This is a genomic window from Streptoverticillium olivoreticuli subsp. olivoreticuli (genome assembly GCF_003391135.1).
Lineage (GTDB): Bacteria > Actinomycetota > Actinomycetes > Streptomycetales > Streptomycetaceae > Streptomyces > Streptomyces blastmyceticus.
Map to the genome: position 1 here is coordinate 3,131,883 of NZ_CP031455.1, position 23,207 is coordinate 3,155,089.

The 23,207-nt window shown below is 71.3% G+C and carries 18 protein-coding genes; 5 read left to right on the forward strand and 13 right to left on the reverse strand.

The genetic code is table 11. From position 1 onward, the window contains the following. Positions 1-107: 107 nt before the first annotated feature. The 4 genes from DXZ73_RS13240 to DXZ73_RS13255 form a co-directional block, all read right to left on the reverse strand. Complete coding sequence (locus DXZ73_RS13240) at positions 108-1,268, reverse strand: sensor histidine kinase (protein ID WP_116211196.1); 1,161 nt, start codon at positions 1,266-1,268, stop codon at positions 108-110. Next, on the reverse strand, positions 1,265-1,942 hold the full coding sequence (locus DXZ73_RS13245; RefSeq protein WP_116211197.1) for a response regulator: 678 nt from the start codon (positions 1,940-1,942) through the stop codon (positions 1,265-1,267). The genes DXZ73_RS13240 and DXZ73_RS13245 overlap by 4 nt, the downstream gene beginning before the upstream one ends. 102 nt (positions 1,943-2,044) lie before the next feature. Next, positions 2,045-2,809, reverse strand: a complete 765-nt coding sequence (locus DXZ73_RS13250; protein WP_116211198.1) for a hypothetical protein — start codon at positions 2,807-2,809, stop codon at positions 2,045-2,047. A 338-nt stretch (positions 2,810-3,147) separates the two neighbouring features. After that, positions 3,148-3,951: a S1 family peptidase gene (locus DXZ73_RS13255; protein ID WP_116211199.1), complete on the reverse strand. Its 804-nt coding sequence runs from the start codon at positions 3,949-3,951 to the stop codon at positions 3,148-3,150. Positions 3,952-4,146: 195 nt separating this feature from the next. Between DXZ73_RS13255 and DXZ73_RS13260 the strand changes: the two genes are divergently transcribed. Then, a complete protein-coding gene (locus tag DXZ73_RS13260) occupies positions 4,147-5,043 on the forward strand; it encodes a hypothetical protein (protein WP_162890155.1) in 897 nt (298 codons plus the stop codon). Between the two features lie 111 nt (positions 5,044-5,154). Here DXZ73_RS13260 and DXZ73_RS13265 read toward each other — a convergent pair whose 3' ends face one another. Beyond that, complete coding sequence (locus DXZ73_RS13265; protein WP_240351728.1) at positions 5,155-6,213, reverse strand: glycoside hydrolase family 113; 1,059 nt, start codon at positions 6,211-6,213, stop codon at positions 5,155-5,157. A gap of 5 nt (positions 6,214-6,218) precedes the next feature. Beyond that, entirely contained in the window at positions 6,219-8,114 is a 1,896-nt protein-coding gene (locus DXZ73_RS13270) for a DUF2334 domain-containing protein (protein WP_205519164.1), read from the reverse strand. 406 nt (positions 8,115-8,520) lie between these two features. On the opposite strand from DXZ73_RS13270, the gene DXZ73_RS38070 reads away from it, so the two are divergent. From DXZ73_RS38070 to DXZ73_RS13285, 4 genes are read left to right on the forward strand one after another with little or no spacing between them, the layout of a single operon-like run. Then, positions 8,521-8,685, forward strand: a complete 165-nt coding sequence (locus DXZ73_RS38070; protein WP_162890156.1) for a hypothetical protein — start codon at positions 8,521-8,523, stop codon at positions 8,683-8,685. Then, positions 8,682-9,947, forward strand: coding sequence for a glycosyltransferase family 2 protein (locus tag DXZ73_RS13275; RefSeq protein WP_116211203.1), 1,266 nt, complete (start codon positions 8,682-8,684; stop codon positions 9,945-9,947). Before DXZ73_RS38070 ends, DXZ73_RS13275 begins: the two co-directional genes overlap by 4 nt. A gap of 48 nt (positions 9,948-9,995) precedes the next feature. Continuing rightward, on the forward strand, positions 9,996-11,189 hold the full coding sequence (wecB, locus tag DXZ73_RS13280) for a non-hydrolyzing UDP-N-acetylglucosamine 2-epimerase (RefSeq protein WP_240351329.1): 1,194 nt from the start codon (positions 9,996-9,998) through the stop codon (positions 11,187-11,189). Next, positions 11,186-11,866: a calcium-binding protein gene (locus tag DXZ73_RS13285; protein WP_116211204.1), complete on the forward strand. Its 681-nt coding sequence runs from the start codon at positions 11,186-11,188 to the stop codon at positions 11,864-11,866. The genes wecB and DXZ73_RS13285 overlap by 4 nt, the downstream gene beginning before the upstream one ends. A 71-nt stretch (positions 11,867-11,937) precedes the next feature. On the opposite strand, the gene DXZ73_RS13290 is transcribed toward DXZ73_RS13285, so the two are convergent. From DXZ73_RS13290 to trpB, 7 genes are all read right to left on the reverse strand, one after another. Next, entirely contained in the window at positions 11,938-13,398 is a 1,461-nt protein-coding gene (locus DXZ73_RS13290) for a glutamate synthase subunit beta (RefSeq protein ID WP_116211205.1), read from the reverse strand. Beyond that, on the reverse strand, positions 13,391-17,968 hold the full coding sequence (gltB, locus tag DXZ73_RS13295) for a glutamate synthase large subunit (RefSeq protein ID WP_425315830.1): 4,578 nt from the start codon (positions 17,966-17,968) through the stop codon (positions 13,391-13,393). The genes DXZ73_RS13290 and gltB overlap by 8 nt, the downstream gene beginning before the upstream one ends. Before the next feature lie 290 nt (positions 17,969-18,258). Continuing rightward, positions 18,259-18,990: a VIT1/CCC1 transporter family protein gene (locus tag DXZ73_RS13300; protein WP_116211206.1), complete on the reverse strand. Its 732-nt coding sequence runs from the start codon at positions 18,988-18,990 to the stop codon at positions 18,259-18,261. 361 nt (positions 18,991-19,351) lie between these two features. Beyond that, on the reverse strand, positions 19,352-20,215 hold the full coding sequence (lgt, locus tag DXZ73_RS13305) for a prolipoprotein diacylglyceryl transferase (protein WP_116211207.1): 864 nt from the start codon (positions 20,213-20,215) through the stop codon (positions 19,352-19,354). Positions 20,216-20,286: 71 nt separating this feature from the next. Further along, positions 20,287-21,066, reverse strand: coding sequence for a DsbA family protein (locus tag DXZ73_RS13310; protein ID WP_116211208.1), 780 nt, complete (start codon positions 21,064-21,066; stop codon positions 20,287-20,289). 63 nt (positions 21,067-21,129) lie between these two features. Beyond that, a complete protein-coding gene (gene trpA, locus DXZ73_RS13315; protein WP_116211209.1) occupies positions 21,130-21,945 on the reverse strand; it encodes a tryptophan synthase subunit alpha in 816 nt (271 codons plus the stop codon). After that, on the reverse strand, positions 21,945-23,192 hold the full coding sequence (trpB, locus tag DXZ73_RS13320) for a tryptophan synthase subunit beta (protein ID WP_116211210.1): 1,248 nt from the start codon (positions 23,190-23,192) through the stop codon (positions 21,945-21,947). Before trpB ends, trpA begins: the two co-directional genes overlap by 1 nt. Positions 23,193-23,207: the final 15 nt, after the last annotated feature.

The window sequence follows — 23,207 nt, forward strand, 5'->3', positions numbered from 1 at the left end:
CCACCCTGGGGTGTGGGGGCGCGGCCGACCATGGACAAAGGGCGGACGGGTGTTGGACTAACGGCCACGGGCGGGCGCCGGAGGACTCGCCCCTTCCGGGCGCCGGGTCAGCGTGGCGGGTGGGGGCGGGTGGCGGGGAAGAGGGCCGTGACCTCCCAGCCGCCCTCGGGCGCGGGGCCCGCCCGCAGCAGCCCGCCCATGGCCTTCGCCCGCTCGCTGAGGCCGACGAGGCCGAATCCCCCTCCCCTGGCCTTTTCGGACAGCGTGGCCGCGTTCCTGCCGTCGTCGGCGATGCGCAGTTCGATGCCCGCGGCGACGCCGCGTACCCCGATCCGTACGGCGGTGGCGTCGGCGGCGTGCTTGCGGATGTTGGTGAGGGCCTCGCGGACGACGCGGTGGACGCCCGCGGCGACGTCGCCGGGGATCCAGTCCTCCAGGCCCTGTTCGATGTAGAGGACGACGGGCGGGCCGGTGCGGACGAAGGCTTCGGTGAGGGCGCGCACTTCGGGGAGGCCCGCGAGGGGCTCGGTCTGGGCGTCGCCTTCGCGGAGGACTCCGACGAGGCGGCGCATCGCGTTGAGCGACTCGCTCGCGGAGGTCTCGATCCGTTCGAACGCGGCCGCGGCGGCGGGTCCGTCGAGGGAGGTGAAGCGGGCGGCCTGGGCCTGGACGACGATGCCGGTGACGTGGTGGGCGACGAGGTCGTGGAGCTCGCGGGCGAGTTCGAGCCGCTCGGCGGTCCGTACGGCCGCCATGTCGCGCACGCGCTGGCCGGACTGGTTGCGCAGCAGCAGGGAGTACGCGGCGACGACGACGGTGAGGGTGCCGAAGACGGCGGTGAAGCGCCCGGGGGCGAGGTCGCGCATGGGGGTGGCGACGCAGGCGATGCCGAGCATCGGGCCGAGGGTGGCGGCGACGCGGGTGGGGGCCTGCTGGACGACGGCGGTCAGCAGGACGAGCAGGGCGATGGCCTCGCCCATGCCCCAGACGACGGAGGGGTGGTCGGTGGCCATGAGGACGGCGGAGGTGGTCAGGGAGACGGTGACCGCGACGGCGGCGCGCACGGTCAGGGGGATCCAGCCGTAGGGGACGGCGCACAGGCAGACGGCGACGCCGGAGGCGAGGACCATGGCGTGCGGCTGGCTGGGCTGCCGGGCGAGGGCGAAGCCCTCGAAGCCGACCAGGCACAGCAGGACGGCGCCGAGGGCCGCCTTCGCCACGGCGGCCCGGCGGGGGTACCGGGTGGCCCACCCGGCCAGTCTGTTCATGTGCCGCCCGTGGCCAGCCCGCTCTCCCAGGCCCAGGCGGCGATCTCGACGCGGTTACGGGCGTCGAGCTTGAGCTGCACATTGGCGAGGTGGGTCTTGACCGTGGACAGCGAGACGAAGAGTTCGGAGGCGATCTCGGCGTTGGTCGCGCCGCGCGCCAGGCAGCGGACGACGTCGGCCTCGCGGTCGGTGAGCGGCTCGGAGGGGGTGCGGGCGGGTTGGGCCGTGCCCGCCGGGGCCATGTCGCGCAGCAGGCGGACGGTGATGGCGGGCGAGATGAGGGAGTCGCCGACGGCGGCGGCGTGCACGGCTTCGACGAGCATGGCGGGGCTCGCGTCCTTGAGGAGGAAGCCGGAGGCGCCGTTGCGGAGCGCGGTGTGCACGTATTCGTCGAGGTCGAAGGTGGTGACGATGACGATGCGGGGGCGCTGGTGGCGCTCGGGGTGGGCGGCGGAGATGGCGGACAGGCGGCGGGTGACCTCGAGCCCGTCGAGTTTGGGCATGCGGATGTCGAGGAGGAGGACGTCGGGCTGGTGTTCCTCGACGGCCGCCAGGGCGGCCTCGCCGTCCACGACGTCGGCGACGACGTCGATGTCGGACTGGCTCTCCAGGATCATCCGGAAGCCGGTGCGGACCATTTCCTGGTCGTCCGCGATGACCACGGTGATCGCCATGCTGTGTCCCTCGCCCTGTTCCTTGCCGCTGCGTCGCGTTGCGTGTGCCTGCCGAGGTCTGTCCATGTCAGCGGGGGCGGCGGGGTGCCGCGACCGCAGCGGTCATGCGTCCCTCTCCGTGCGGCCCGAGCGGCGCAGCGCGATCCGTACGCCGTAGGCGCCGCCGCCCGCGGCGAGCAGGGCCGCTCCGGCGATGGCGGGGGTGCCGATGTCGTGCCGGCCCTTGATGGCCTCGCCCGCCTCGACGACGCGCTTGACGGGGTTGCTGGACGCGGCGCGGACCTTGCCGTGGTGCTCGGTGGCGGCCGGCGGGGTGGGGTTACGGGCGTGCGAGGTGCCGTGCGGGGTCCGGCCTTCGTGGGCGGGTCTGGTGCCGTGGCCCTGGGCGGCCTTGGTGCCGCGCTGGTGGTCCTTGGTCGTGTCCTTGGTCGTGTCCTTCGTCGCGTCGCCCGCGGTGACGGTGGTCTCCGGGGTGTGGCGCAGGGAGCCGGAGGTGAAGTCGTAGTAGCTGGGCTGCTCGGTGCCGTCGAGGGCGGCGCGCAGGGTGGGGCGGGCGGTGTCGCCGCCGATGATCCGCAGGTGCAGCCGGTCGATGTCGGCGGCCGGGCGGGTGGTGTCGATGGTGCGCTGCTGCTTGCCCTGGGTGGTGACCGTGGCCTTGGTGCCGCCCTCGCCGGAGGTGAGGCGGGCGTGGCTGCCGTCCGGGAGCTGGATCTGGCGGACGGTGGTGGTGGGGCGGCCGGGGTGTCCGTCCTTGTCCGCGGCGCCCGAGGCACCCGCGGCGAAGGCGCCGGCCGTCGGCCAGACCACCGCACCGACGGCGGCGGTGAGGACGGTGACGGCGGCGAGGCGGTGCTTGGCGGACACGGAGGTCCCTTTCGTACGGACGGGTCGGCGCGCGGCCGGCGGTCGGCCACAGCTCTCACGTTACGGACCTTTATGGGCTCCACACGTCGACTGTCCGACCATTCCTGCATCGGCCGAAAGGATGACGGTGGCCCGTCCACGTCATACCGGGGTCGCGTGAACGGGCCGTGGAGAGCCGTACCGGGCAGAGTGCCCGACTGCGCCGTCCGGGTAGGCGCAACCCACCGGACGGCGCAGCGGAGAGATCCATTCGGCGGATCGGGCTCACGCCCCGGGACCGGCACCCGACAAGCCGGGAGGCCCGGTTCGGGCTGAGCCAGGCGGCCCGGTCCGCGGCGTCAGCCGCCGAGGCTTGCCGCCGCGCTCTTGATGTTCGCGGCGAAGGTGCTCACCTCGCTGTAGACGCCGGGGTAGCCGGGGCGTGCGCAGCCCTGGCCCCAGCTGACGATGCCGACCTGGATCCAGGCGCCCGCGCCGTCCTTGCGGAACATCGGGCCGCCGGAGTCGCCCTGGCAGGTGTCCACGCCGCCCTGCTGGAGGTAGCCGGCGCATATCTCGTCGCCGGGGGTGAGGGCGCCGCCGTAGGCCTTCTGGCAGGTGGCGTCGTCGACGAAGGGGACGGTGGCCTTGAGGAGGTAGCGCTCCTGGGGGCCGCCCTCGGTGGCCGCGCCCCAGCCGACGATGGTGAAGGTGCCGTTGTTGTAGGCGGTGGTGTCGGCGATCTTCAGGGTCGGCTGGTCGATGGGCTCGGCGAGCTTGATCAGCGCCCAGTCCTTGCCGGTGCCGTTGTAGCCGGGGGCCTGCAGGACCTGGGTGGAGTTGACGGTGACGGCCTGGGGGGACTGGAGGTCGACGGCCCCGGCGGTGGCGGTGATCGAGGTGTTGGGGCCGCTGCCGTCGACGCAGTGGGCGGCGGTCAGGACGATCTGCCGGGTGTAGAGGGCGCCGCCGCAGCCCATGGACAGCCGCACCATCCAGGGGAATTCGCCTTGCTGGGCGGGGGTGCCGCCGACGACGGACGCGCCGGGGCGGGCCTGTGGGTCGTGGGCGTGGGCGGCGGTCAGTGGCTGGAGGGTGAACGTGGCGGCGGCGACCGCGGCGACGGCCACGGTTCTCTTCAGTGCCTTGAGGAAGGTGCGCAACGGACTTCCCTTCGTGGAGGGTTGCACCGACGAATGTCAGGCTCATGTCAATCCGATATTCGAACATGAGTCCTTGCGGCGCGCTGTGATTATGAGGAGCGCACGAAGGGGCGACAAGCGTTCCGTTTCGGCCAGGCGCTCGGCGGGCGCGACGGCCCCGCGCCCGGCCGGGCCCCCGCGTACAGTGGAAGGCGCATGACGGACCCAGGGGGTGGTCGCGTGGGCTCGGGGATCGAGATCGCGCACGGGTTTCCGCACCTGGACACCGTGCACTCCGCGATCACCGCGCTGTACAAACGGCTCTCCTACGACACGGTGCACTCCTTCGCGGCGAGCGTGCTCCCCGTGGACGTCGCCTTCTCCGACGACGAGAACCCCTACCTGGGCGTCCAGCGGGTCGCCGGGGCGATGGTCCGCCACCTCCGGCTGCCCGACGCGCGGATGATCGTCAGCTTCCGCGAGATGCGGCACGCCGGGAGCGTCGAGCTGGCCGCCGGCCCGGAGTACTTCATCGAGCTCAACTCCCGCTTCAAGACCCACCGCAAGGACATCGGCGCGGCCCTCGCGCACGAGGTCATGCACGTCTATCTGCACCGGCTCGACCTGGGCTTCCCCGGCACCCGGGACAACGAGATCCTCACGGACACCGCCGCCGCGTACCTCGGTTCGGGCTGGCTGCTGCTCGACGCGTACCGCGAGTCGTCCGTCACCACGCAGAAGCTCGGCTACCTCACGCCCGAGGAGTTCGGCTACGTCCTCGCCAAGCGGGCGCTGGCCTTCGGGGAGGACCCCGCGCCGTGGTTCACCAGCCCACAGGCGTACGACGCGTACACGAAGGGCATGGCGCGGGCCCGCCGCGACGGACAGCGCCCCCCGCTGGCCGCCGCGGGCCGGCTCGGCCGCCACCGCTACGCGCGCGACCGGCGCTCGGCGCACAGCTCCCCCACCGGGGGGTACGCGTTCGAGGGCCACGATCCGCTGCGGGTCAGCTTCCCCTGCCCCACGTGCCACCAGCGGCTGCGCGTGCCGGTGCAGGGCCGCCTGCGGGCCAGGTGCGGGCTGTGCGGCTCGGTCCTGGACTGCGATACGTAGCGCCTGCGGCGTGCGGCGGATCATCGAGCGCCCGGGACGTGGGTCCTGCCCTGTCCTCAAACGCCGGACGGGCTCGGTTTCGCGCTTGCATCAGCCGGATCAAGCACAGGCTCAGCGCGCGCCCCACCACTGGCGCAGCACGCGTTCCGCCGGTTTGCCGTGCGGGGTGTACGCGAGGCGTTTCGCCGTCTCGCCGCTGCCCGGCCAGTCGTCCCACATCCACCAGCAGACGCCCGCCCACCACGGCTTGCCGTCGAACGCCGCGAGCAGCGCCTCGTACGCCGCGGCCTGTTCGTCGTCGCCGGACCTCTTGGAGACGGTCCAGGAGTACGGTGCCGTGGTCGTGCCGCGCTGGCTGACGTAGCCCGCCTCGGTGAAGAGGATCTGCCGGTGCCACCGGGCGGAGAAGGCCGCCAGCTCGTCGCCGATCGGTTTCCACGCCTCCCGCAGCCCGGCCGCGTCCGTGGTGGCCTTCTCCGCCAGCGGCCAGTACGCGTCGATGCCGATGACGTCGAGGTCGCCCCAGAAGGGCACCTTCTTGTACTCGTCGTAGTTGGCGGCGTAGGTCAGCGGCCCCCCGTAGACCTTGCGGACCGCCGCGACGACGCGGCTCCAGCGCGCGCCGTCCTGCGAGGTGCCGGCCAGCTCCGTGCCCACGGCGAGCTGTTCGGCCTTGGTGTCGGCGGCGAGCCGCGCGTAGTGGGTGATGAAGCGGCCGTACGCGGCGAACCACGCGTCCCGGTCCGCGGGCCGGATCTCCGCGCGGTCCTGGCCCTTCACCAGGTCGACGTGCGGCTTGACCATGACCTTGAGGCCGGTGGAGTGCGCCAGGCCGATGATGTGGCGGAGGCTGTCGTCCCCGGCGGTCTCCTCGGTGGTGTGCATGCCGGGGTCGGTGAGGCCGTCCTGGTACCAGGTGGGGGTGAAGGTCACCCAGCGGGCCCCGGTGTCGGCGATCTGCCGGAGGAACTGCCCCGCTTCGGGCCTCTCGTAGTCGTCGGTGTTCCACGAGGGAAGCGTGATGCCGCGCAATCCGCTCACCTTCCTGTCGTCGGGCCGGGTGCCGGTCGTGCCGCCGGTCGCGGAACCGTCCGGGGAGCCGCTGGTGGAGGAGCAGCCCGCGAGGAAGAGGGCGGCCGTGACCGCCAGTGCGGCGGCCGCCCTCTTCATCGCGTTCACTGGCCGAGGTCCGTGGGGCCGACGAAGGTGTAGCCGAGGGCGCGGATGCCGTCGATCGTCTGCTTCAGCGGATCAACCGCGTAGTAGGGGTGGTAGAAGAAGCTCGCCACGCCGTCGCGGACGGCCAGGTTGGCCTTGGCGGAGGCGATGAGGTCGGCGGGGAGCCTGGCCGGGTGGTTGTTGTACGGCTGGGGCTCGTAGTTGCCGAGGTTCTCTGGCAGCACGGTCGTACCGTAGACGTCCTTCACCGCGTACGGGAAGAACTGCCCGATATAGCGGCTGGAATCAACCGTCCCGCCATTCAGCGTTCCCGCGAAGTACAGCGAACGCTCCAGTCGGGCCGAGTAGTTCTGACCGAAGACCCGGTAGTCCGCGGCGGAGGCGGCGTAGTGCGGGGTGGTCCACAGCGTCGGCCTGGGCAGCCCGGCGGCGGTGAAGGCGGCGAGGGCCGAGGTGACGCGGGTCTGCGCCCAGAGGGTGGAGTCCTCGGGGGGCGGCCCGTCGTAGACGACGTTGTTGGACGTGTCGACGTGCGCCTTGAAGAACTCGAAGTCGTCGCCGGTGACGCCGGTGTAGGGGTTGTTGACGTTGCTGTACTGGTGGGTGTAGCCGTGGTTCATCAGGACGGCGCCGTGCGCGAGCATGTACTTGAGCGCCGTGACGACCTGCGGGGCCTGTACCAGGGTGACCGTCTGCGGGACCCCGTTGTTGTAGACGCCCTTGGGGTCGGTGTAGACGGGGATGACGTTGATCCCGTACGGGATGTTCTGCGAGGACAGGTAGTCGGCCATGGCGGTCAGCTGCGCCGGGTCCGACTTGGGGCTGATGTCCTCCAGGCGCACGAACGCCCGGTGCCGTTCGGCGGTCGCCGGGGCGAGCGAGTCGAAGAGCAGGTCCTCGAAGGCGACGACGCGGTCGCTCTCGGAGACATAGCTGAAGGGGATCTCGCCGACGTAGGTGAGGTTGCCCGAGCGGATCGCCCAGGGGCTGGTGGTGCCGGAGTTGGCGTCCGTGGCCTGGGCCAGCTGGTTGACCTGCGGATAGCCCGGGCCCGTGAGGAGGGCGGGGTGGAGGACGCCGCCGTCCTGTCCGGCCGGGATGGACCGGGTCAGCGTCTGCCCCTTGTAGGCGACCTGGTTGATGTTCCCGACGGTGCCGTTGGGCGCGAAGTAGGAGTTGGTCGGGTCCCAGCCGTAGTGCTGCTCGAACTGGGTGACGCCGACCGAGTTGGCCATGTTCCAGATGTTGTCGCCGATCCAGGTGACGGGGTGGCCGGTGGTCAGCGCATCCCGGTAGAAGGCGGCGGGCACGGCGTCGGGGACGGAACCCCCGTAGTACGTCGAGCCGATGTAGAACGTGGCGGTGTACTGCTCGGTCATGCCCGCGGTGTAGGAGGAGACGGGCTTGGCGGTGACGGTGCCGAAGTGGCCGGCGAGGTTGGAGACGGCCATGGCGTAGAGCTCGCCCAGCTGCCCGTAGGGGCCGGCGGTGTCGTAGAGGACGAGCGCGGAGGTGGCGGCGGGCGTGGCGGCCGGCTTCAGCGCGGCGGGCCGCGCCTGCACGGAGTTCACGGGGTTCACCTGGGCGGTCCGTGCGACGGCGGGCCGCGTGGAAGCGGTCTTCGCCGGGGCGGACAGCGGGGCGGCGGCTCCCCGGGGGGCGGCCTTCGTGGCGTCCGCCGCGGCCGCCGGGCGGATGACGAGGGTGTGGGCCTTCCGCTGCTTCTCCAGCGCCAGCCGGGACTTCGTCCAGGCGGTCAGGTCCTTCGCGCTCCGCGGGGAGAGCGAGATCGCGTGGATGCCCTCCCTGCCGGGCGGCTTGGGTATCGGGGTCTTCGCGGCCTCGGCGGTGGCGGCAATTCCCAGACCGCCCAGAAGGGCGGCGACGACCATGATGACGGAGGAGGTCCGGGGAATCCTGGACCTCCTTCTCCTTTTTTGCATTGTGTTTCCCCCTGGGTGATGCTTTCTTTGTCGTCGCCCCATGCAGATCAAGGTCCGACAGTTGGCCAATCCTTCTGGCCCATAACAACTGCTGTCAATAGACAAACTCGATCCCCGGCAGGCAATTCTGTTCACAGGAATTGGTTCGGACTATTGGTCCCACCCGCCACACACCGCGCCGACCAGCCCTAACAAACAGTCGTTCCACCGAATTTGGGATTCCGATCAAACAACTCCCACCAAGTCGGACAAGAGAACCCGTCAACTCTGATACCTTCCGTCCGCACGCCTCATGGCGAGGTGAATTCGGGGGGAACTCATGTACGGGAAACCTGTTCTGGGCACAGTCCTGCCCATGGCCGGGCTGACGGCGGCACCGAAAGTGCTCCCGGGCCTGCCTTTCGCCCAGGGATTGCAGGAAGCCGCGGGGGCGGGATTCCTGCTCTACTGCGCGACCGCGATAGCCATGCTGTCGATCAAGCTCTGGTTCCGGTTGCGGAATACCGGTGAACGGTCTTGATCGGCGAAGTGCTGCTCTGGGCCGCCATCGCCATCATCGTGATGGCCGGCTGCTACAACACCACCCTGTTCGTCCTGTCCAGGCGACGGATGCGCCGCGGCCGCGGTCCGCGCCGGCCGCGCCTCTACGTCTTCCTGCTCGCCTGCCTCAACGAGGAGCGGGTCCTCGGTGAGAGCCTGGCCCGGATCACCGCCCTGCCCGCGGGCAACTTCATGGCCCTGGTCATCGACGACGCGTCCGACGACGGCACCGCCGCCATCGCCCGCGCCGCCGCCGAACGCGCGGCGCCCGGCAAGGTCCAGCTCCTCCAGCGGCACCTGCCGAACGCCCGCAAGGGCAAGGGCGCGGCCCTCAACGCCGGGATCCGCCACCTGCGCCTCTCCGGCCTGCTCGACGGCTACGACCCGAGCGAGGTGATCGTCTGCGTCGTGGACGCCGACGGCCGCCTCGACCAGCACGTCGTCCAGGCCGTCGACCCCTATTTCGACGACCCGCGCACCGGCGGCACCCAGATCGGTGTGCGGATGTACAACCGCGACAAGGGCCTGCTGGCCCGGCTCCAGGACATGGAGTTCGTCATCTACGGCGACATCTTCCAAAGCGCCCGGCGCTACATCGGCAGCGTCGGCATGGGCGGCAACGGGCAGTTCATGCGGCTCGCCGCCCTGGACTCGCTCATCGGACCCGACGGCGGCGGCCCCTGGAGCGACTCGCTCACCGAGGACCTCGACCTGGGCGTCCGGCTGATCGCCCGCGGCTGGGTCAACCAGCACTGCACCCACGCCGCGGTCTCCCAGCAGGCCGTCCTCGACGTGCGGCGCCTGGTGCGCCAGCGCTCGCGCTGGTTCCAGGGCCACCTCCAGTCGGCGGGCCTGGTGCCGCTGATCCTGCGCGAGGTCCCCACCCGCGCCGCCGTCGACCTGCTCTACCACCTCTCCAGCCCGGTGCTGATCCTGCTCACCTCGCTGCTCCCGCTGTCCTTCCTCGTCGCCCTCGGCGGCACGGTCGTCGGCTCCGTCGAGGCCGGGCACGCGCTGATCTCCCCGTGGTGGGTGCTCGGCCCGTACGTCCTGTCCTTCACCGCGGCGTACATCTACGCCTTCGTCTACTCCCGGCGCGAGAAAGGACTCGGGCTGCTGCGCGCGGTCCTGCTCTCCCACGTCTTCATCCTCTACGGCTACATCTGGTTCGCCGCCGGATGGTGGGGCCTGTGGCGGATGCTCACCGGCAAACAGACCTGGCTGAAGACCGCGCGCACCTGAACGCAGCGCCCCTCTCCGCACATCGGCACACCCTTCCTAGGGAGAACCATGTCTTCGGACATCATCACCGCCCCCGTACGCGCCATGCTCGTCCTCGGCACCCGGCCGGAAGCCATCAAACTGGCGCCCGTGGCCCGCGCCATGGCCGGCTCCCCGCTCTTCGACCCGGTCGTCGTCACCACCGGCCAGCACCGCGAGATGCTCCACCAGATGCTGGACCTCCTCCAGGTGCCCGTGCACACCGAGCTCGACGTGATGCGCGAGAGGCAGCAGCTGTCCACCCTCACCTCGCGGCTGGTGGACGGGCTGGGCGAGGTCGTCCGCGCGGAACGGCCCGACCTCGTCGTCGTCCAGGGCGACACCACCACCGCGCTGACCGGCGCGCTGGCCGCGTTCTACGAACACCTCCCCATCGCCCATGTCGAGGCGGGCCTGCGCACCGGCGTCCTCGACAACCCCTTCCCGGAGGAGCTGAACCGACGCCTCATAGGCCGCATGGCCCGCTGGCACTTCGCCCCCACCCCGCGCGCCGCCGCCCATCTGACGGCCGAAGGCGTGCCGGAGGCCGAGGTGTTCACCACCGGCAACACCGTCATCGACAATCTGCTGTGGGTCCTGGCGCAGGGCACGGGGCGCAACCTCTTCGAGAGCGACCGGCGGCGCGTCCTGCTCACCCTGCACCGCCGGGAGAACCAGGGCGCCACCATGCGGGCGATGGGCCGGGCCATGTGCAAGCTGGCCGACCGGGGCGACGTGGAGATGGTGGTGCCGCTGCACAAGAGCCCCGCCGTGCGGGAGGCGCTGCTCCCCGAGCTGTCCGGCCACCCCGCCATCCGGGTCGTGGAGCCGCTCGGCTACGTGGACTTCTCCGCGACCCTGGCCGCCTGCGACCTCGTGCTGACCGACTCCGGCGGCATCCAGGAGGAGGCGCCCACCCTCGGCAAGCCCGCGCTGGTGCTGCGGACGACCACCGAGCGGCCCGAGGCGGTGGAGGCGGGCGCGGCGCGGCTGGTGGGCACCGAGCCGGAGGCCATTGTGGACGCGGCGATGCGGCTGCTGGACGACCCGGTCGCGTACGAGCGGATGGCGACGGCCGGGAACCCCTTCGGCGACGGGCACGCCACCGACCGCATCGTCGCGCAGCTCGCGGAGGACTTCGGCGCGGACGCCGGACCCGATCGGGGCGTCGTCCCACTGGTCGCCTCCCGTCCCGAGGGTCCGGGGTCATACTCGACGGCATGACGAGAGTTCACCGGCTGCTCGGCCTCGCTCTGCTCGCCGCCGTCGTGGTGGCGGGTGCCGCCCTGGCGGTGAGCGTCATCCGGGGGGCCGGTGACGGCAAGCCCGAACGGCCGTGGGCCGAGGGTTCGGTCCACGGCCCATGGCGTTCGGTGTTCGACGGCCACGGGGAGAACATCGGCCGCCACGACGGCCTGGAGCTCTCCCCCGAGCCGGCGCGGGCACCGCAGGAGACGCACGCGGGTCTGATCGTCTCCACCGAGGTGTACGGGGCGGTGGACTTCCGGGCCCGGATGCGGACGGTGGCCCAGCTGCGCACGCCCAAGCCGAATCCCTGGGAAGTGCCGTGGCTGGTCTGGGCGTACACCGACCCCGAGCACTTCTACTACATCACCCTCAAGCCGAACGGCTGGGAGCTGGGCAAGCGGGATCCGGCGTACGCGGGCGGCCAGCGCTTCCTGGCGACGGGGGCCGGGGAGTTCCCGATCGGCAAGTGGTCGGACGTCCGGATCGCGCAGCAGGGCGCGCGGATGGAAGTGAGCGTGGACGGGCGGGGCCTGGTCGCGTACGAGGACCGGGAGCACCCGTACCTGAAGGGGAGCGTCGGGGTGTACACGGAGGACGCGCGGGTGGAGTTCAGCGGTCTGTCGGCGCAGGCGGGGGAATCGCCGGCCGGCTGAGCCCAAGATCATGACGCGGCACCCGCTTCCGGTCGGGGTGGAGGCGGGTGCCGCGGGTTCGTGGGGGCCGGTCAGACCGTCAGTGCCCGGTCCGTGGGGCGCACCGGGGCCGGCAGTGTGCTGGCGCCGGTGAGGTAGCGGTCGACGCCGCGGGCCGCGGAGCGGCCTTCGGCGATGGCCCAGACGATGAGGGACTGCCCCCGCCCCGCGTCGCCGGCGGCGAAGACGCCGGGGACGTTGGTGGCGTAGTCGGCGTCACGGGCGATGTTGCCGCGCTCGTCGAGGTCGAGGCCGAACTGCTCGACGAGGCCGTTCCTGACGTCGGTGCCGGTGAATCCCATGGCGAGGGTGACCAGTTGGGCCGGGATCCGCCGCTCGGTGCCGGGCTTCTGGGTGAGCTTGCCGTCGGTGAACTCGACCTCGGTCAGGTGCAGCCACTGGACGTTGCCGTCCTCGTCGCCCTCGAAGTGGGTGGTGGAGACGGAGTAGACCCGCTCGCCGCCCTCCTCGTGGGCCGAGGTGACCTTGTAGAGCATGGGGAAGGTCGGCCAGGGCTGGTGCGGTGCGCGGTCCTCGCCGGGCCTGGGCATGATCTCCAGCTGGGTGACGGAGGCGGCGCCCTGCCGGTGGGCGGTGCCGACGCAGTCGGCCCCGGTGTCGCCGCCGCCGATGACGACGACGTGCTTGCCCTCGGCGGTGATCGGGGAGACCGTCAGGTCGCCCTCCTGCACCTTGTTGGCGACGGGCAGGTACTCCATGGCGAAGTGGACGCCCTTGAGTTCACGACCGGGGACGGGCAGGTCGCGCGAGGTCGTGGCACCCGCGGCGATCACGACGGCGTCGTAGCGCCCCCGCAGCTTCGCGGCGTCGATGTCGCGGCCGATCTCCACCTCGGTGCGGAACTTGGTGCCCTCGGCGCGCATCTGCTCGATGCGGCGGTTGATGTGGCGCTTCTCCATCTTGAACTCGGGGATGCCGTAGCGCAGCAGGCCGCCGATGCGGTCGGCGCGTTCGTAGACGGCGACGGTGTGGCCGGCCCGGGTCAGCTGCTGGGCGGCGGCCAGGCCGGCGGGGCCGGAGCCGATGACGGCGACGGTCTTGCCGGAGAGCCGCTCCGGGGGCTGGGGGGTGACGTCGCCGTGGTCCCAGGCCTTGTCGATGATGGTGACTTCGACGTTCTTGATGGTGACCGCGGGCTGGTTGATGCCGAGGACGCAGGCGGATTCGCAGGGCGCCGGGCACAGCCGCCCGGTGAACTCCGGGAAGTTGTTGGTCGCGTGCAGTCGCTCGCTGGCCGCCCGCCAGTCCTCGCGGTAGGCGTAGTCGTTCCACTCGGGGATGAGGTTGCCGAGCGGACAGCCGTTGTGGCAGAAGGGGATGCCGCAGTCCATGCAGCGGCCGGCCTGCTTGCTGATGACCGGGAGCAGGGAGCCGGGGACGTACACCTCGTTCCAGTCCTTGACGCGCTCGCCGACGGGACGGGTCCGCGCGACCTCGCGGCCGGTGGTCAGGAAGCCCTTGGGGTCAGCCATGAGTCGCCGCCTCCATCATCTTCTCGTGGGTCTCGGTCTCGGAGAGACCCGCTCGCTCGGCGGCGTCCTTGGCGGCGAGCACTGCCTTGTAGGTGGCCGGGACGACCTTGCCGAAGCGGGTCACGGCCGTGTCCCAGTCGGCGAGGAGAGTGGCCGCGACGGTGGAGGCGGTCTCCTCGTGGTGGCGGCGCACCACGTCGTGCAGCCACCGCCGGTCGTCCGCGTCGAGGGTGTCGACGGCGGTGACCAGCTCCTTGTTGACGTTGTCGGGGTCCAGGTCGATGACGTAGGCGACGCCGCCGGACATGCCGGCCGCGAAGTTGCGCCCGGTCTCGCCGAGGACGACGGCCCGGCCGCCGGTCATGTATTCGCAGCCGTGGTCGCCGACGCCCTCGGAGACGACGGTGGCGCCGGAGTTGCGGACGCAGAACCGCTCGCCGACGCGTCCGCGCAGGAACATCTCGCCGCCGGTCGCACCGTAGGCGAGGGTGTTGCCCGCGATGACGGAGTATTCGGCGAGGTGGTCGGCGCCGCGGTCGGGGCGGACGACGATCCGGCCGCCGGAGAGGCCCTTGCCGACGTAGTCGTTGGCGTCGCCCTCCAGGCGCAGGGTGATGCCGCGCGGCAGGAACGCGCCGAAGGACTGGCCCGCGGAGCCGGTGAAGGTGATGTCGACGGTGTCGTCGGGCAGCCCGGCGCCGCCGAACTTCCTGGTGACGCGGTGGCCGAGCATGGTGCCGACGGTGCGGTTGATGTTGCGGATGGGGACCTGGGCGCGTACGGGCCGGGCGTCCTCGGCGCTGTCGGCGGCGAGGGCGTCGGCGGCGAGCTCGATGAGTTCGTTGTCGAGCGCCTTGGCCAGGCCGTGGTCCTGCTCGGTGACGCGGTGCCGGACGGCGCCGGAGGGCAGTTCGGGGACGTGCAGGAGGGGGGCCAGGTCGAGGCCCTGGGCCTTCCAGTGGCCGACGGCCTGGGCGGTGTCGAGGAGCTCGGCGCGGCCGACGGCCTCCTCGAGGGTGCGGAAGCCCAGTTCGGCGAGGAGCTCGCGGACCTCCTCGGCGATGAACTCGAAGAAGTTGACGACGAATTCGGCCTTGCCGGAGAACCTCTCGCGCAGCACCGGGTTCTGGGTGGCGATGCCGACGGGGCAGGTGTCGAGGTGGCAGACGCGCATCATGACGCAGCCGGAGACGACCAGGGGTGCGGTGGCGAAGCCGAATTCCTCGGCGCCGAGCAGCGCGGCGATGATCACGTCGCGGCCGGTCTTGAGCTGGCCGTCGGTCTGCACGACGATGCGGTCGCGCAGGCCGTTGAGCAGCAGGGTCTGCTGGGTCTCGGCGAGGCCGAGCTCCCAGGGGCCGCCCGCGTGCTTGAGGCTGGTCAGCGGGGAGGCGCCGGTGCCGCCGTCGTGGCCGGAGATCAGGACGACGTCGGCGTGGGCCTTGGAGACTCCGGCGGCGACGGTGCCGACGCCGACCTCGCTCACCAGCTTGACGTGGATGCGCGCCCGGGGGTTGGCGTTCTTCAGGTCGTGGATGAGCTGGGCGAGGTCCTCGATGGAGTAGATGTCGTGGTGCGGGGGCGGGGAGATCAGGCCGACGCCGGGGGTGGAGTGCCGGGTCTTCGCGACCCAGGGGTAGACCTTGTGGCCGGGCAGCTGGCCGCCCTCGCCGGGCTTGGCGCCCTGCGCCATCTTGATCTGGATGTCGTCGGAGTTGACCAGGTATTCGCTGGTCACGCCGAAGCGGCCGGAGGCGACCTGCTTGATGCTGGAGCGGCGGGCCGGGTCGTGGAGCCGCTCGGGGTCCTCGCCGCCCTCGCCGGTGTTGGACTTGGCGCCGAGCTGGTTCATGGCGATGGCGAGGGTCTCGTGGGCCTCGCGCGAGATGGAGCCGTAGGACATGGCGCCGGTGGAGAAGCGCTTGACGATCTCGCTGACGGGCTCGACCTCGTCGAGCGGCACGGGGGTGCGGCCGTTCTTGAGGGAGAACAGTCCGCGCAGCGTCATCAGCCGCTCGGCCTGCTCGTTCACCCGCCGGGTGTACTGCTTGAAGATGTCGTAGCGGCGGGCGCGGGTGGAGTGCTGGAGCCGGAAGACGGTGTCGGGGTCGAAGAGGTGGGGCTCGCCCTCGCGGCGCCACTGGTACTCGCCGCCGATGTCCAGGCGGCGGTGGGTGGCGGCGATGCCGGTGGCGGGGTAGGCCTTGGCGTGCCGGGCCGCGACCTCGCGGGCGACGACGTCCAGGCCGGCGCCGCCGATCTTGGTGGCGGTGCCCTGGAAGTAGGTGTCGACGAACTCCTCGTCCAGGCCGATGGCTTCGAAGACCTGGGCGCCGCGGTAGGAGGCGACGGTGGAGATGCCCATCTTGGACATCACCTTCAGCACGCCCTTGCCGAGGGCCTTGATGAGGTTGCGGATGGCGTCCTGGGCCTCCAGGCCGGGCAGGAAGGTGCCCGCGCGGACGAGGTCCTCGACGGACTCCATGGCCAGGTACGGGTTGACGGCCGCGGCACCGTAGCCGATGAGCAGGGCGACGTGGTGGACCTCGCGGACGTCGCCGGCCTCGACGATCAGGCCGACCTGGGTGCGCTGCTTGGTGCGGATGAGGTGGTGGTGGACGGCGGAGGTGAGCAGCAGGGAGGGGATCGGGGCGTGCTCGGCGTCCGAGTGGCGGTCGGAGAGGACGATGAGGCGGGCGCCGCCCGCGATGGCGGCGTCGGCCTCGGCGCGGATCTCCGCGAGCCGGGCGGCGAGCGCCTCGCCCCCGCCGCCGACGCGGTAGAGGCCGGAGAGCGTGGCGGCCTTGAGGCCGGGCAGGTCGCCGTCGGCGTTGATGTGTATGAGCTTGGCGAGCTCGTCGTTGTCGATGACGGGGAACGGCAGGGTGACGCTGCGGCAGGAGGCCGCGGTGGGCTCCAGGAGGTTGCCCTGCGGGCCGAGGGAGGAGATCAGCGAGGTGACGAGCTCCTCGCGGATGGCGTCCAGCGGGGGGTTGGTGACCTGCGCGAAGAGCTGGGTGAAGTAGTCGAAGAGCAGCCGGGGGCGCGTCGAGAGGGCCGCGATCGGGGAGTCGGTGCCCATGGAGCCGAGGGGCTCCGCGCCGGACCCCGCCATGGGGGCGAGGATGACGCGCAGTTCTTCCTCGGTGTAGCCGAAGGTCTGCTGGCGGCGGGTGACCGAGGCGTGGGTGTGCACGATGTGCTCGCGCTCGGGGAGGTCGGCCAGGTCGATCAGGCCGGCTTCCAGCCAGTCGGTGTAGGGCTGTTCGGCGGCGAGCTTCGCCTTGATCTCGTCGTCCTCGATGATGCGGTGCTCGGCGGTGTCGACGAGGAACATCCGGCCGGGCTGGAGGCGGCCCTTGCGGACGACCCTGGCGGGTTCGATGTCGAGGACGCCGACCTCGGAGGAGAGGACGACGAGGCCGTCGTCGGTGACCCAGTAGCGGCCGGGGCGCAGGCCGTTGCGGTCGAGGACGGCGCCGACGAGGGTGCCGTCGGTGAAGGTGACGCAGGCGGGGCCGTCCCAGGGCTCCATCAGGGTGGAGTGGTACTGGTAGAAGGCGCGCCGGGCGGGGTCCATGGAGGCGTGGTTCTCCCAGGCCTCGGGGATCATCATCAGCACGCTGTGCGGCAGTGACCGCCCGCCGAGGTGGAGCAGCTCCAGGACCTCGTCGAAGGAGGCGGAGTCGGAGGCGTCGGGCGTGCAGACGGGGAAGGTCCGCTCCGGGCCGCCGGTGCCGAACAGGTCGCCGGCCAGCTGGGATTCGCGGGCGCGCATCCAATTGCGGTTGCCCTGGACGGTGTTGATCTCACCGTTGTGGGCGACGAAGCGGTACGGGTGGGCGAGCGGCCAGCTGGGGAAGGTGTTGGTGGAGAAGCGGGAGTGGACCAGGGCGATGGCGGTGGCGAAGCGCCGGTCGGAGAGGTCGGGGAAGAACGGCTCCAGCTGGCCGGTGGTGAGCATGCCCTTGTAGACGATGGTCCGCGCGGACAGCGAGGGGAAGTAGACGCCGGCCTCGCGCTCGGCGCGCTTGCGCAGGACGAAGGCCTTGCGGTCCAGGGCGAGGCCGGTGCTGGCGCGGTCCGTGACGAACAGCTGGCGGAAGGCCGGCATCGTGGCGCGGGCGCCGTTGCCGAGCAGGTCGGGGGTGACGGGGACCTCGCGCCAGCCGAGGACGGCCAGGCCCTCCTCGGCGGCGATCGTCTCGACCTGCGAGACGGCCGCGTCCGCGGCGGGGGTCTCTGCGGGGAGGAAGGCGATGCCGACCGCGTAGGCCCCGGCCTCGGGGAGGTCGAAGGCGACGTTCTCCCGGAGGAAGGCGTCGGGGATCTGGAGCAGGATGCCGGCTCCGTCGCCCGAGTCGGGCTCGGAGCCGGTGGCGCCCCGGTGCTCGAGGTTCCGCAGGACGGTGAGCGCCTGCTGCACGAGCGCATGGCTCGCCTCGCCGGTGAGGGTCGCGACAAAGCCCACGCCACAGGCGTCGTGCTCATTACGCGGGTCGTACATCCCCTGCTGGGCGGGGTGGGATGCGGCAAACATGGGGCGCATCGGCTCTCCCGTCGTCGTCATGGCAGTCATGGCATGTGCATGTGCCGAGGGACGACGTTGGCCCTCTGCGAAAGAAATTTGGTGCAGGTTACATGATGGCCCGCTTCTCGGAAAGCGGATGCTTGGGTCCAGCATGTGGACTCTGCTGACGAGGTGGCGAGCCCCGGAAGCCGTGGGATCACCCGGCCCGGCTGCGCCGGACACAGCGCCGCGAGGGCGGCGTTGCCCGCTGCGCTTCCGGATTGTGCCCGATCGTCAAGGGCTTGAAACCGCAAGGTAACGCGCACGTTATGCGGCAGCCCGCATAAGCATCACCCCAATGCGGTGCCGAACGCAATACCGAGGAGGTAAGTCACACCCGCCGCGGCACCGCCGAGCAGCAGCTGGCGCAGTCCGCTGTACCACCAGCTGCGCGCCGTCACCCGGGCCACGACGGCGCCGCAGGCGAAGAGGCCGGCCAGGGCCAGGAGCACGGCGGGCCACAGCTCGGTGGCGCCGAGGAGGTACGGCAGGACGGGCAGCAGCGCGCCCAGGGCGAAGGAGCCGAAGGAGGAGACCGCGGCGACCATGGGCGACGGCAGGTCCGACGGGTCGATGCCGAGCTCCTCGCGCGCGTGGATCTCCAGCGCCTGCTCGGGGTCGCTCGACAGCTGCCGGGCGACCTCGCGCGCCAGCTCCGGCTCGACGCCGCGCGAGACGTACAGCGCGGCAAGCTCCTCCTGCTCGTCGGCGGGGTGCTTGCGCAGCTCGCGGCGCTCGATGTCCAGCTCGGCGAGCACGAGTTCGCGCTGCGAGGCGACCGAGGTGTACTCACCGGCGGCCATCGAGAACGCGCCCGCCGCGAGCCCGGCCAGGCCGGTGATGACGACGGTCTGCGAGGAGGCGGAACCGCCCGCGACGCCCGTCATCAGGGCGACGTTCGAGACGAGTCCGTCCATGGCACCGAAGACCGCGGGGCGCAGCCAACCGCCGTTCACATCGCGGTGCGTGTGGTTGTCGCGGTGGGCCACGTGGGGTGCCTCAACCGCATCGAGGACAGACATTGCTCCGGGTGCTCCCTTCCCCTTGGGGCGGGCACCGTTCGCTCGCCCCCTGCGTCGAAGGTACGCACGAACGCATGGCCCGCGCTAGCAAGGAAGGCCGAACTTACCTCTGTGACCTGCGGTTTTGTGGTGCGGGCTCGGAAATTGGGAGGAGAGCCGGGGCTGCGGGGTGCCCGACTGAGCCCTGCCTCAGGGGTTTTGTTCCCCAGCCCCGCCCCTTCCCGAAACCGGGGGAAACCCCCGGACCCCCGAAGCGGCTGCGCCGCTTGTCCTCAAACGCCGGACGGGCTGGAAAATCCAGCCCGTGGGGGCACCTCCCAGCGGTAGCTGGGGGAGTTTGAGGACAAGCGGCGCAGCCGCGTCAGGCCTTCTTCGCCGGTTCCTCCGAAGGAGCCACCTCTTCGACCGCGGCCGGCTCCACGACCTGCTCCCGCCCGGGGCACCGCTTCGCGGAGATGACCATGTAGGCGACGGCACCGAGGAAGACCACGATCGACGTCCAGTCGTTGAGCCGCAGGCCGAGGATGTGGTGCGCGTCGTCGACGCGGAGGTATTCGAACCAGAAGCGCCCCACCGTGTAGGCCGCGACATAGAGCGCGAACGCCCGCCCGTGTCCCAGCGTGAAGCGGCGGTCGGCCCAGATCACCAGGCCCGCGATGAGCAGGCACCAGAGGGACTCGTAGAGGAACGTCGGGTGGTACGTCCCGGCGAGCCGCCCGATCGCGGGGTCCGCGTCGATCTTGAGGGCCCAGGGGAGGTCCGTCGGCTTGCCGTAGAGCTCCTGGTTGAACCAGTTGCCCCAGCGCCCGATCGCCTGGGCCACGGCGAGGCCGGGCGCCAGCGCGTCCGCCCAGGCCGGGAGGGGGATGCCACGGCGCCGGCAGCCGATCCAGGCGCCGACCGCGCCGAGCGCGACCGCGCCCCAGATGCCGAGCCCGCCCTCCCAGATCTTGAAGGCGTTGACCCAGTCGCGCCCGGCACCGAAATACAGCTCGTAGTCGGTGATGACGTGGTAGAGCCGGCCGCCGACAAGCCCGAACGGCACCGCCCACACGGCGATGTCGGCGACCGTCCCGGCCCGTCCGCCCCGTGCGATCCAGCGCCGGTTGCCGAGCCAGACGGCGACGAAGACGCCGATGATGATGCAGAAGGCATAGCCGCGCAACGGGATTGGTCCGAGATGGATCACTCCGGTCGACGGGCTGGGAATGTAAGCGATGTCCATGGCACCACTGACGCTACCCTGCCGGGCCACGCGGACGGCAACCCACCCGGCACAACAGCTGCGTAACGCCCCTAGCCCTTCGCGGCCGCGACCAGCTGCCGCAGCTTCTCGGGGGTCAGCGGATTGGCCTGGTCGCCGTAGACGCTCTTGCCGTCGAGGAGGATCGTCGGCGTCGCGTGGTAGGCGGACTTGCTGAAGGTCTCCTGGGACTTCTTGACCCAGCTGTCGTGGGTGCCGTCGTCGACACACTTGCGGAAGTCGGGGGTGTCCAGCCCCTGGACCTGTCCGGCCAGCTCGATCAGGCGCGGCTTCTTGCCGTACTGGTCGTCGGTCTCCTCCGGCTGGTTCTTGTAGAGCACGTCGTGGTACGCGGCGAACTTCCCGGCGTCCTGGGCGCAGGCCGCCGCGTTGGCCGCGTTGAGGGAGCCCTTGCCGCCGAGGTTGTTGTCGATCAGGGTGACCAGGTGGTACTCGGCCTTGAGCTCGCCCTTGTCCTCCAGGTCGTGGACCGTGTCGCGGAAGGCGTTCTCGAACTGGCCGCAGCCGGGGCAGCGGAAGTCCTCGTAGACGGTCAGGGTGGCCTTCGCCGTGGACTTGCCGACCGGGATCATCACGGTGTCCTTGCCGGTGGCGCCCTGGGGGGCGACCAGCGGACCGGCCTTCTCCTGCTTCTTGCCCTTGCCGGAATTGGCCACCAGTGCCCCGATCCCGGCCCCTGCGCCGAGGACGGCCACCACGATCACGCCCGCGATGAGGGTCCGCTTCCGTTTGACGCGGGACTCCTCCCTCTGGCGCTGTTCCTGCAGCCGCTCGCGGGCGCTGCGCTTCCCATCAGAGTTCTTCTGGCTCACGTCCCCGTAAACGAACCGGGGGCGCGGCCTGCGCGCCCCCGGTCGCCGGTTCCACCAAAAGAGTTAGCCGCGCTTGCGTACGCCCGCGGCCAGTTCACCCGCGAGGGTGCGGACGGCGGCGAGGCCGGACTCCAGGTCGGGGGCGTCCAGCAGTCGCTTGACGAAGGCGGAGCCGACGATGACGCCGTCGGCGAACTGCGCCACCTCCTGCGCCTGCCGGGCGTTGGAGACGCCGAGGCCGACGCAGACCGGCAGTTCGGTCACCGCCCGGGTGCGGCGCACCAGCTCCTGTGCCTCCTGCCCGACGGACTCGCGGGTGCCGGTGACGCCCATCAGGGACGCCGCGTAGACGAAGCCGCTGCCCGCCGCCGTGATCTTGGCGAGCCGCTCGTCCCGGCTGCTCGGCGCGACCACGAAGACCGTGGCCAGGCCGTGCTGCTCGGCGGCCTTCCGCCAGACCTCGGACTCCTCGACCGGGAGGTCGGGCAGGATGCAGCCCGCTCCCCCGGCGGCGGCGAGGTCGGCGGCGAACCGCTCGACCCCGTAGGCGTCGACGGGGTTCCAGTAGGTCATGCACAGCACCGGCGCGCCCGTCGCGGCGTGCGCCTCGCGGACCGTACGGATCACGTCGACGATCCTGATGCCGCCGCGCAGGGCGATGTCGTCGGCGGTCTGGATGACCGGGCCGTCCAGGACCGGGTCGCTGTGCGGCAGCCCGACCTCGACGATGTCGCAGCCGCCTTCGAGCATCGCGGTGACCGCCCGTACGCCGTCGTCGACGGTGGGGAAGCCGGCCGGGAGATAGCCGACGAGGGCGGCCCGGTTCTCCGCCTCGGCCGCCGCCAGGACGGAGCCCAGCAATTCGATGTTGCCCGCCATCAGTTGGCCCCCTCGCCCTTGCCGCCGTCGTACAGCCCGAAGTAGCGGGCCGCCGTGTCCATGTCCTTGTCGCCGCGCCCGGAGAGGTTGACCAGGAGCAGGCCGTCGGGGCCCAGCTCCTTGCCGACCTGCAGCGCGCCCGCGAGCGCGTGCGCGCTCTCGATCGCCGGGATGATGCCCTCGGTGCGCGAGAGCAGCCGCAGCGCCTGCATGGCCTCGTCGTCGGTGACGGCACGGTACTCGGCGCGGCCGGTGTCCTTCAGATAGGAGTGCTCCGGGCCGATGCCGGGGTAGTCGAGTCCGGCGGAGATGGAGTACGGCTCGGTGATCTGGCCGTCCTCGTCCTGGAGGACGTAGCTGCGTGAGCCGTGCAGGATGCCGGGGGTGCCCGCGGTGAGGGTGGCCGCGTGCTCGCCGCTGGCGAGGCCGTGGCCGCCGGGCTCGCAGCCGATCAGGCGGACGCCGGTGTCGGGCAGGAAGGCGTGGAAGAGGCCGATGGCGTTGGAGCCGCCGCCGACACAGGCCACGGCGGCGTCCGGCAGCCGGCCGGCCCGCTCCAGGATCTGCCGGCGGGCCTCGACGCCGATCACCCGGTGGAAGTCGCGGACCAGCGCGGGGAAGGGGTGCGGCCCGGCGACCGTGCCGAAGAGGTAGTGGGTGCGGTCGACATTGGCGACCCAGTCGCGGAACGCCTCGTTGATGGCGTCCTTGAGGGTGCGGCTGCCGGACTTCACGGCGACGACCTCGGCGCCGAGCATCCGCATCCGGGCGACGTTGAGCGCCTGGCGCTCGGTGTCGACCTCGCCCATGTAGATGGTGCACTCCAGGCCGAAGAGCGCGCAGGCGGTGGCGGTGGCGACGCCGTGCTGGCCGGCGCCGGTCTCGGCGATGACACGGGTCTTGCCCATGCGCTTGGTGAGCAGCGCCTGGCCCAGCACGTTGTTGATCTTGTGCGAGCCGGTGTGGTTGAGGTCCTCGCGCTTGAGGAACACCCGGGCGCCGCCCGCGTGTTCGGCGAAGCGCGGCACCTCGGTGAGGGCGCTGGGGCGGCCGGTGTAGTTGACCATCAGGTCGTTGAGCTCGGCCGCGAAGGCGGGGTCGGCCTTGGCCTTCTCGTATTCGGCGGCGACCTCGTCCACGGCGGCGACGAGGGCCTCGGGGATGAACTTGCCGCCGAACGCGCCGAAGTAGCCTTCGGCGCTCGGAATCTGACCCTCCGGGTCCGGGATGAAGAATTCGCTGGGCATGCCGGTCTCCTCAGG

Coding starts and splice junctions, on each gene's coding strand:
- DXZ73_RS13290 (WP_116211205.1), bottom strand. CDS start 13,398: ATGGCTGACCCCAAGGGCTTCCTGACCACCGGCCGCGAGGTCGCGCGG.
- DXZ73_RS13245 (WP_116211197.1), bottom strand. CDS start 1,942: ATGGCGATCACCGTGGTCATCGCGGACGACCAGGAAATGGTCCGCACC.
- DXZ73_RS13265 (WP_240351728.1), bottom strand. CDS start 6,213: ATGAAGAGGGCGGCCGCCGCACTGGCGGTCACGGCCGCCCTCTTCCTC.
- DXZ73_RS13300 (WP_116211206.1), bottom strand. CDS start 18,990: ATGTCTGTCCTCGATGCGGTTGAGGCACCCCACGTGGCCCACCGCGAC.
- wecB (WP_240351329.1), top strand. CDS start 9,996: ATGTCTTCGGACATCATCACCGCCCCCGTACGCGCCATGCTCGTCCTC.
- DXZ73_RS13240 (WP_116211196.1), bottom strand. CDS start 1,268: ATGAACAGACTGGCCGGGTGGGCCACCCGGTACCCCCGCCGGGCCGCC.
- DXZ73_RS38070 (WP_162890156.1), top strand. CDS start 8,521: ATGGCCGGGCTGACGGCGGCACCGAAAGTGCTCCCGGGCCTGCCTTTC.
- DXZ73_RS13285 (WP_116211204.1), top strand. CDS start 11,186: ATGACGAGAGTTCACCGGCTGCTCGGCCTCGCTCTGCTCGCCGCCGTC.
- gltB (WP_425315830.1), bottom strand. CDS start 17,968: ATGACGACGACGGGAGAGCCGATGCGCCCCATGTTTGCCGCATCCCAC.
- DXZ73_RS13260 (WP_162890155.1), top strand. CDS start 4,147: ATGACGGACCCAGGGGGTGGTCGCGTGGGCTCGGGGATCGAGATCGCG.
- DXZ73_RS13270 (WP_205519164.1), bottom strand. CDS start 8,114: ATGGTCGTCGCCGCCCTTCTGGGCGGTCTGGGAATTGCCGCCACCGCC.
- trpB (WP_116211210.1), bottom strand. CDS start 23,192: ATGCCCAGCGAATTCTTCATCCCGGACCCGGAGGGTCAGATTCCGAGC.
- lgt (WP_116211207.1), bottom strand. CDS start 20,215: ATGGACATCGCTTACATTCCCAGCCCGTCGACCGGAGTGATCCATCTC.
- trpA (WP_116211209.1), bottom strand. CDS start 21,945: ATGGCGGGCAACATCGAATTGCTGGGCTCCGTCCTGGCGGCGGCCGAG.